The organism is Anaerobutyricum hallii DSM 3353 (genome assembly GCF_000173975.1).
Classification (GTDB): Bacteria; Bacillota; Clostridia; order Lachnospirales; family Lachnospiraceae; genus Anaerobutyricum; species Anaerobutyricum hallii.
In genome coordinates this window covers 21,212-27,815 of record NZ_ACEP01000129.1, presented here as the reverse complement: position 1 = coordinate 27,815, position 6,604 = coordinate 21,212, and the positions used below count along the sequence as shown (strand labels likewise).

Here is a 6,604-nt window from a genome sequence, read left to right as displayed (position 1 = left end):
GGAGCGAGAATGTATGATTGGACGGAGAAAGAAGTGAAAAACTTATATCTTCCAATGCAGGCGGTGGTATATTTAACGAAAGAAGGGCTTGCGCAGGCTTCTATGATGGATAAGCTGATGGATGATTTATGCGATGTTGCAGTGAATAGAGAAAATTATTATATGAGGCTGCAGGCAAATATGATTAGTGGAATGGCAGGAGTATTAGGAAAGAACAGTGGATTGGATACCGGAGCCCTTGCAGTGACAATTGCAAGAGTGATACCAGGACTTGCTGCAAAGCATCCTCTTGATAATGCATATTTGCTAACACATTTAATACCTATTGATGAAAATGGTCAGAAAATCGTATGTATCCCTGAAGATGCTGACTACAAAGAGGATTTAAAAGCAACGGATAACGGAACAATGACATATACCGTTATGAATCAGAATCTGGAAACTAATGAATGTAGCCAGGTAAAAAGTTATGTTGATATTCCGATAAAAGAAGGAGAAGTTTACAAAAGTACATTTGAAACAGATACAGAAAGTTCTACAGAAACGCTTAAAAATGTCAGTGGAGATGAAGTACAGCCTTCGATAGAAAAAGGTGCTTCCGAAGATATTAAAAAACAGGTAAATGTTACTGCGCAGTCAGGTGGAAGTGTTACAGGTGGCGGAAGCTATACGATCAGCGAATATGCAAAGGTAACTGCAGAGCCAGAAACTAATTATACATTTGCAGGATGGTATGAAAATGATAATCTGATTTCAAAAGAAAAAGAATACCGCTTCTGTGTTCAGAATAACAGAAACCTGTCAGCACATTTTTCAAAAAATGCAAATCAGGGAACCCAGAAACCGTCCAGCAACACAACAAAACCATCTGGTAACACAACAAATGCTCCATCTATAAAACCTTTTAAAGCAACCGGAAAGCCAAAACAGATTGCCGCAGGCAAAAAGGTGAACTTAAAGGCTGAAATCGGGCTGCCAGACAGCATAACAAAACAGTTAACCTGGAAGTCAAGCAATACCAAGGTAGCAACTGTCAACGCAGATGGTGTTGTAACAGTGAAAAAGAAAACCGGAGGAAAGAAAGTTACAATAACAGCATCAAACGATAAGATAAAGGTTTCCGCATCCTGGAAAGTAACTTCCATGAAAGGAATCGTAAAGAAGGTAAAAATTACAGGAACTAAAACTGTTAAAGCAGGAAAAAGCCTGAAATTAAAAGCGAACGTAACCGCTACGAAAAAAGCGAATAAAAAGTTACAGTGGACATCCTCCAACGCGAAATATGCTACAGTCAATGCCAAAGGCGTAGTCAAAACTAAAAAGGTTGCCAAAGGAAAAACTATAAAAATCACAGCGATGGCAACCGACGGAAGTAACAAAAAAGCAACCTTTAAAGTCAAGGTAAAGTAGTCATATAAGATAAAATAATCATAAAGCTTAAAGTTATTATTTTTTAACCACTTCTTCTCTAACAGCCAGTAAAATGACTTTGGAGAGCCAACAAACAGAAAATGAAAAAGGATACTCCCCTCAAGATGTAATGTCGGAGTGAGTGAAAATGCGACTGAGCATTTTGCTCGAACGACTATCTTTACAGCTTGAGGGGAGTATCCTTTTTCATTTTCGTCTGTTTATCCGCAAAATCCATTTTACTTCTCTCTCATTTTATGTTATGTTTATATACGATTATGCCATTTTTTATGGCTGTTTTTTGAGTGTAGAGAATGGAACAAAAAAACAATAAGACATAATATATTTTTTGAAGGAGTTGTAAACGAGAATGTCAGAGATTTATTTTGACAATGGCGCGACCACAAGAGCGCTGCCGCAGGTGCGTGAGATTATGGATGAAGTACTTGAGAAGGAGTACGGCAATCCATCTTCTATGCATATGAAAGGATTTGATGCAGAGAAGTATGTCAATCATGCGAAAGAGATTATTGCAAAGAGCCTGAAAGTTGATTCAAAGGAGATTTATTTTACTTCTGGTGGTACAGAGGCGAATAATCTTGCATTGATCGGTACTGCATTTGCAAATAAAAGAGAGAGAAAGCACATTATTACAAGCTGTATTGAACATGCTTCTGTATATAATCCATTATCTTTTTTGGAAGATGAGGGATTTGAAGTGACCTATCTTCCTGTCGATGAACATGGAATCGTAGATTTAGAGGCATTAAAGAAGGCGCTTCGTAAAGATACATTGATGGTTTCTATTATGTGCGTGAATAATGAGATTGGTGCCATCGAACCGGTTGAGGAGATTGGAAAGATTGTAAAGTCTTTTGATCCAAAGATTTTATTTCATACCGATTGTATTCAGGCATATGGTAAGTTGAATTGTTACCCTAAGAAATGGAAAGCAGATATGATTTCTGTAAGTGGACATAAGATTCACGGCCCAAAGGGAATCGGATTTATTTATATTAAGAATGGAACAAAGATAAAGCCAATCATCTGGGGTGGAAATCAACAGAAGGGAATGCGTTCCGGAACAGAAAATGTACCGGGAATTGCAGGGCTTGGTAAGGCGGCAGAGTTGATTTATGAGAATCATGAGGAAAAGATCGCACATATCAGAGAGATAAAAGATCATTTTATAAAAAGAGTGATGGAAGAGATTCCAGATGTGAAAGATAATTCCGGAGATGCTCCGCATGTGGCGAGTATCAGCTTTTTAGGAGTAAGAAGTGAAGTGCTTCTTCACGCATTAGAAGAACGTGAGATTTATGTATCAGCAGGTTCTGCCTGTTCATCTAATAAACCGGAAGTCAGCGGTACTTTGAAGGGCATTGGTCTTACAAAGGAATACTATGAATCGACGCTTCGTTTTTCATTCTCTATTTTTAATACGGTAGAAGAAGCAGATATTTGTGTGGAAGCGTTAAAAGAACTGTTGCCGATGCTTCGGAGATTTACAAGACGATAAAACAATTAGAACATAATGTACTCTCGGAATCTTTTTGAGCTTGATTTTGTGACAAGAAAGACTACGAGAGTACATCATATAAAAAAGGAGATATTTATGGAATTCAAAGCATTTTTGATTAAATATGCAGAAATTGGAATCAAGGGAAATAATCGCCGTTTCTTTGAAGATGCCCTTGTCCGTCAGATGAAATATGCATTAAAACCAGTAGGAGACTTTTCTATCAGAAAGGAATCTGGACGTATTTTTGTACATGCCAATGAAGAGTATGATTTTGATGAGGCGGTGGAAAGCTTAAGCCATGTATTCGGTATTGCAGGTATTTGTCCAATTGTAGTAGAAGAAGATAAAGATTTTGAAAAGATTGCGGAAGTCGTAGAAAAATATGTAGATGAAGATTATGCAGATAAGCATTTTTCTTTCAAAGTACATGTAAGAAGAGCAGACAAGAAGTATCCAATTCCGTCTATGGAAGCAGCTGCCCGTCTTGGAGAGAGATTATTAGAGAAGTTTGAGGACTTAAGTGTTGACGTGCATAATCCAGATGTTATGCTTACAGTCGAGATTCGTGATAAGGTTTACATTTATTCCAGAGAGATTCCGGGACCAGGTGGAATGCCTGTTGGAACAAACGGAAGAGCAATGCTTCTTCTTTCCGGTGGTATCGACAGCCCGGTAGCTGGTTACATGATTTCCAAGCGAGGTGTAAGCATTGACGCAACTTACTTCCATGCACCTCCTTATACAAGTGAGAGAGCGAAACAGAAAGTAGTAGATCTTGCAAAAGAGATTGCAAAATATACAGGACCTATTACATTACATGTTGTAAACTTTACAGATATTCAGATGGCAATTTATGAGAAATGTCCTCATGATGAATTGACAATCATTATGCGTCGTTACATGATGAAGATTGCAGAGCATTTCGCAAATCAGGATAATTGTCTTTCCCTCGTTACAGGTGAGAGTATCGGACAGGTTGCCAGTCAGACAATGCACAGTCTTTATGTAACAAATGAAGTGTGCCAGATGCCAGTATTCCGTCCTTGTATCGGACTTGATAAAAATGAAATCGTAAAAGTTGCAGAAAAGATTGGAACATATGAGACATCTATTTTACCATACGAAGACTGCTGTACTATTTTTGTGGCAAAACATCCGGTAACAAAGCCAAGATTAGATGTAATTAAGCGTTCTGAGAGAAATCTTGATGATTGTATTGACGAGCTGATGAAGACAGCGATTGAAACAACAGAAGAAATTAAGATTAACGCTCACTAAAGTATTAATGGATGAAAGCATTTTCAAGGCAGACATAAGTATTTTGATAATGTTTATAATGCTTGCAGATAAGTGCCTTTTTAAAAGGTGGGAAGAAGAAATATCACTAAAAATATTTGTTTTATCTGAAGATTCATATAAGAAAAATTTATCTGTAAAGAAAGAACCGAGGAAAGTAATATTTCCTCGGTTGATTTCATAAATACATCACAGGTTATATATAATATATCCGTATACCAGAAAACCCGCTCTTATGTAATTATTCAGTTACTAAGTATGGCTGTAACTGTTCCATAATCTCATCAAGATTATCAGCGTTATGGATATTTAAATCGATAGGTTTAGAAATATCTAAACTGAAAATTCCCATGATAGACTTTGCATCAATAACGTAACGACCGGAAACTAAATCGAATTCTGCATCGAAACGATTGATGACATTAACAAATGTTTTTACCTTATCGATGGAATTTAAAGAGATTTTAATCGTTTTCATATACGCGCTCCTCCTAAAAATGTCTATATATATTTTAATAATATAGTACCTTTTTAGTGAAAAAAAGTCAATAGATTTGAGGAAGATTTGGAAAATATTATCTAAAGATAAAGGGGAATTTTTTGGCATGAATCTGGAGATGAATGAAGTTAGAAAAAATAGGATTGCAGGTAGGAAATAATAAATAACAGAAAAAACGAAAAGGAGAAACGGAAAAAGGAGATTTGTTTTTATGAGTAAAAGAAGAGCGGCGTTCCTTACACTGGGCTGTAAAGTAAATCAGTATGAGACTGATGCCATGGAGGAGATTCTTGAAAAGGCAGGATACGAGATTGTCAGTTTTAAAGAGACAGCGGATGTCTATATTATAAATACCTGTTCTGTAACAAATATGGCAGACAGAAAGAGCCGTCAGATGATTCATCGTGCAAAGAAAAACAATCCGGATGCAATTATCGTGGCAGCGGGGTGTTATGTGCAGGCAGCAGAGGAAGAACTAGCAAAGAAAAATGAGGCGGATATTCTTGTCGGTAATAATAAAAAGAAAGATATCGCCCAGATCCTTGAGGAATATTTTGCGGCAAAAGAACCAGAGCAGGAGGTACCAGTTGTCTCAGAAGTAATTGATATTAATCACACAAAAGAATATGAAGATTTAACAATTCATAAGGTAAACGAGCATACAAGAGCATATATTAAAATACAGGATGGTTGTAATCAGTTCTGTTCGTATTGTATCATTCCTTACACAAGAGGAAGAATCCGCAGTAAAAATCCAGAGGAAGTCATTGAAGAAGTAAAAAATCTGGCAGCACAGGGTTATAAAGAAATCGTGCTTACCGGAATTCATTTAAGTTCCTATGGGAAAGATTTAGGAACAGTGACTCTTCTTGATGTGATTAAGAGAATACAGCAGGTAGAGGATGTGGAGAGAATCCGTCTGGGTTCTTTAGAGCCTAGAATTATCACAGAGGAGTTTGTAAAAGAACTTGTGAAATGTGATAAAGTATGTCCACATTTTCATCTTTCTTTACAGAGCGGCTGCGACGAGACATTAAAGCGTATGAACCGCAAATATACAACAGAAGAATATGAGGAAGCATTAAATATTTTAAGAAAGTACTATGAGCATCCGGCATTAACAACTGATGTTATTGCAGGTTTTGTCGGAGAAACTGAGGAAGAATTTGAAAAAACAAGAGCATATCTTGAGAAAATCAATCTATATGAGATGCATATTTTTAAGTATTCTGTACGAGAAGGAACAAGAGCACAGAAGATGTCCGGGCATGTGCCGGAACAGGTAAAGACAGAACGTTCCGAGGTGCTTCTTTCGATGGCAAAAAGGCACAAGACAGCATTTGAAGAATGGTATGTTGGAAGAAAAGAAAAAGTACTTTTAGAAGAAATTGTAGAGAAAAATGGTAAAAAATATTTTCAGGGATATACGGCTCATTATGTGAAAGTTGCAGTGGAATTAACGGAAAATGATACAAAATTAGAACAAAATGAGGTAATTGTAGTAGATATTCAGGGATTTATTGATGAAAATTTACTGTACGGAAAAGTTTCGATTGAATTTTAATGTCACTCATAGTAAAATATTTATTGATTGTAAATCTGCTAGAAGGAGGTAGACATGGGTAGAAATAATACACAGTTTTTTCATGTGGTTAAAGAACAGGAATATGATGTAGCATCTATTTTGAAAGATGTATACGAAGCATTAACGGAAAAAGGATATAATCCAGTGAATCAGATCGTGGGTTATATTATGTCCGGAGATCCGACTTATATTACCAGTCATAAGAATGCGAGAAGCTTAATTATGAAGGTAGAACGTGACGAGATTCTTGAAGTTTTATTTGAAAATTATATTGATACTCAGTTAAAGTAAT

The 6,604-nt window shown here is 36.5% G+C and carries 7 protein-coding genes; 6 read left to right on the top strand and 1 reads right to left on the bottom strand.

Going from position 1 to position 6,604, the window contains the following annotated elements; translation table 11 throughout:
• The 4 genes from EUBHAL_RS12430 to EUBHAL_RS12415 all read left to right on the top strand — a co-directional run.
• The coding region (locus EUBHAL_RS12430; RefSeq protein ID WP_005350406.1) for an Ig-like domain-containing protein at nucleotides 1–1,410 on the top strand (1,410 nt) is incomplete at its 5' end.
• A 370-nt stretch (nucleotides 1,411–1,780) separates the two neighbouring features.
• Complete coding sequence (locus EUBHAL_RS12425) at nucleotides 1,781–2,929, top strand: cysteine desulfurase family protein (RefSeq protein ID WP_005350401.1); 1,149 nt, start codon at nucleotides 1,781–1,783, stop codon at nucleotides 2,927–2,929.
• Nucleotides 2,930–3,025: 96 nt separating this feature from the next.
• Nucleotides 3,026–4,210, top strand: a complete 1,185-nt coding sequence (gene thiI, locus EUBHAL_RS12420) for a tRNA uracil 4-sulfurtransferase ThiI (protein WP_022169602.1) — start codon at nucleotides 3,026–3,028, stop codon at nucleotides 4,208–4,210.
• Between the two features lie 7 nt (nucleotides 4,211–4,217).
• A complete protein-coding gene (locus tag EUBHAL_RS12415; RefSeq protein WP_005350399.1) occupies nucleotides 4,218–4,412 on the top strand; it encodes a hypothetical protein in 195 nt (64 codons plus the stop codon).
• Between the two features lie 57 nt (nucleotides 4,413–4,469).
• Here the strand turns inward: EUBHAL_RS12415 and EUBHAL_RS12410 are convergent, their stop codons facing one another.
• Nucleotides 4,470–4,706, bottom strand: coding sequence for an HPr family phosphocarrier protein (locus tag EUBHAL_RS12410; protein ID WP_021907228.1), 237 nt, complete (start codon nucleotides 4,704–4,706; stop codon nucleotides 4,470–4,472).
• A gap of 232 nt (nucleotides 4,707–4,938) precedes the next feature.
• Between EUBHAL_RS12410 and mtaB the strand changes: the two genes are divergently transcribed.
• Together mtaB and EUBHAL_RS12400 are read left to right on the top strand one after the other, a co-directional pair.
• Entirely contained in the window at nucleotides 4,939–6,291 is a 1,353-nt protein-coding gene (gene mtaB / locus EUBHAL_RS12405) for a tRNA (N(6)-L-threonylcarbamoyladenosine(37)-C(2))-methylthiotransferase MtaB (protein ID WP_005350396.1), read from the top strand.
• 54 nt (nucleotides 6,292–6,345) lie between these two features.
• The gene (locus tag EUBHAL_RS12400; RefSeq protein WP_005350395.1) at nucleotides 6,346–6,603 is read left to right on the top strand and encodes an IreB family regulatory phosphoprotein; all 258 of its coding nucleotides are present in this window, start codon (nucleotides 6,346–6,348) and stop codon (nucleotides 6,601–6,603) included.
• Nucleotide 6,604 lies beyond the last annotated feature (1 nt).

What these genes read in the sequence shown, in the direction of transcription:
- EUBHAL_RS12425 (WP_005350401.1), top strand. Translation starts at nt 1,781, where the DNA reads ATGTCAGAGATTTATTTTGACAATGGCGCGACCACAAGAGCGCTGCCG.
- thiI (WP_022169602.1), top strand. Translation starts at nt 3,026, where the DNA reads ATGGAATTCAAAGCATTTTTGATTAAATATGCAGAAATTGGAATCAAG.
- EUBHAL_RS12415 (WP_005350399.1), top strand. Translation starts at nt 4,218, where the DNA reads ATGGATGAAAGCATTTTCAAGGCAGACATAAGTATTTTGATAATGTTT.
- EUBHAL_RS12410 (WP_021907228.1), bottom strand. Translation starts at nt 4,706, where the DNA reads ATGAAAACGATTAAAATCTCTTTAAATTCCATCGATAAGGTAAAAACA.
- mtaB (WP_005350396.1), top strand. Translation starts at nt 4,939, where the DNA reads ATGAGTAAAAGAAGAGCGGCGTTCCTTACACTGGGCTGTAAAGTAAAT.
- EUBHAL_RS12400 (WP_005350395.1), top strand. Translation starts at nt 6,346, where the DNA reads ATGGGTAGAAATAATACACAGTTTTTTCATGTGGTTAAAGAACAGGAA.